The following is a 1,479-nucleotide window of genomic DNA, read 5'->3' as shown; positions in this document are numbered from 1 at the left end:
GACACGCAGTTCGTGCTCGGCGCGAGCGGCCATATCGCGGGCGTGATCAATCCGGCTTCGAAGAACAAGCGCAGCTATTGGATCGACGGCAAGCTCGGCGATAGTCCGGATGCGTGGCTCGAATCGGCGAAGTCGCAGCCGGGAAGCTGGTGGACGCACTGGAGCAACTGGCTGAAGCCGCATGCCGGCCAGGAGATCGCGGCGCCGAAGAAGCTGGGCAACGCGAAGTACAAACCCATCGAACCGGCACCGGGGCGTTATGTGGCGAAGCATCCGCCGGAAGTGATGGGCGCCTGAGCGGCGTTGAACGCTTCAAACCTCGACGACGGACGTCTAAATGTGCAACTTGTCACCCACTGAGGCCGACGGCTCGCTAGTGCGCAAGCCCATGATCGTGGCTGTTGCCGGCTTTGGGTTCGGAGGCGAGTGCAAAGGCATCCTGTCGCATAGGCGCGAGACCGGCCGTGATGGCTTCGGCGATGCGAAGAAGGTGGTGGTGGATATGATGAAGGCGGTGGATTAATCAACGCGCGATGAAAAGAGAGAAGATTCCTCCGATGCCCTCTGCGGCGCAGACGTTTGCGCCGCATGAGAAACTAATGATGCTCCCATTGGCACCGGCCATAGCAAATGAGATTTCGCTCGACTATCACCTACGGTTGGAAATGATCCGCATTGGACACGGCAATGAATACCATTTGGGAAGCGTGACACAAGCTGTTCTCACCGCAATGATGTTAAGTCAGACGAGTGGCGCTAACGTGCGCAAAGGGCTCTTTGCGGAGGCGAAGGCAGCCGTCGTGCGCTGTCGCCGGACAGGCCTTGAGACAGGTATCTGGGTAGTGGATAGCGAAGCATACGAGCTCTTTGGCGAGATTCTCACGCTGTTCGACCAGCAACTCGCTGTCGTTCCTCTCGTCGAATTTGCGAGCGCGCATGAGCGGCTAGAAAAAGTTTTGGAACGAAGCCATGCGCGCAGGCAAAAATCGGCACCGCTCGGGCGACCGCCGGTTTGCGGGTAAGAAAAGCCCTCGCAATGCACGCGATGTTAGAGATGATGGAGTAGTGCGTGAGGTGAAGTGATTGTTGTCGACACAAAGGAGTGGAAATGACTGACGTAGTGATCGTATCGGCCGCACGGACAGCGGTCGGCAAGTTCGGCGGGTCGCTCGCGAAGATTGCGGCACCCGATCTGGGTGCAGCCGTGATTCGCGCCGTGCTCGAACGCGCGAACCTGAAACCCGAGCAGATCAGCGAAGTGATCCTCGGCCAGGTACTGACGGCCGGATCTGGCCAGAATCCCGCGCGCCAGTCGCTCATCAAGGCGGGGCTGCCGTCGGCCGTGCCCGGCATGACGATCAACAAGGTTTGCGGCTCGGGCCTGAAGGCCGTGATGCTGGCGGCCAACGCGATCATCGCGGGCGATGCGGACATCGTGATCGCCGGCGGCCAGGAAAACATGAGCGCGGCGCCGCACGT

General features: G+C 60.1%; 3 protein-coding genes and 1 pseudogene. All 4 read left to right on the top strand.

Annotated elements, in window-relative coordinates:
• Positions 1 to 297, top strand: a pseudogene (locus AWB68_RS44815) (class I poly(R)-hydroxyalkanoic acid synthase); the annotation flags it as partial.
• A gap of 40 nt (positions 298 to 337) precedes the next feature.
• Positions 338 to 523, top strand: a complete 186-nt coding sequence (locus AWB68_RS44810; protein WP_087650442.1) for a hypothetical protein — start codon at positions 338 to 340, stop codon at positions 521 to 523.
• Between the two features lie 10 nt (positions 524 to 533).
• A complete protein-coding gene (locus tag AWB68_RS44805) occupies positions 534 to 1,022 on the top strand; it encodes a hypothetical protein (protein WP_087650441.1) in 489 nt (162 codons plus the stop codon).
• Positions 1,023 to 1,108: 86 nt separating this feature from the next.
• Positions 1,109 to 1,479, top strand: a 371-nt coding sequence (locus AWB68_RS44800; protein ID WP_268810993.1) for a thiolase family protein, incomplete at its 3' end; no start/stop codon positions are given.

Source organism: Caballeronia choica (genome assembly GCF_001544535.1).
GTDB classification, from domain to species: Bacteria; Pseudomonadota; Gammaproteobacteria; order Burkholderiales; family Burkholderiaceae; genus Caballeronia; species Caballeronia choica.
The sequence above is the reverse complement of the archived record's forward strand: the minus strand, read 5'-3'. Positions and strand labels throughout refer to the sequence as shown.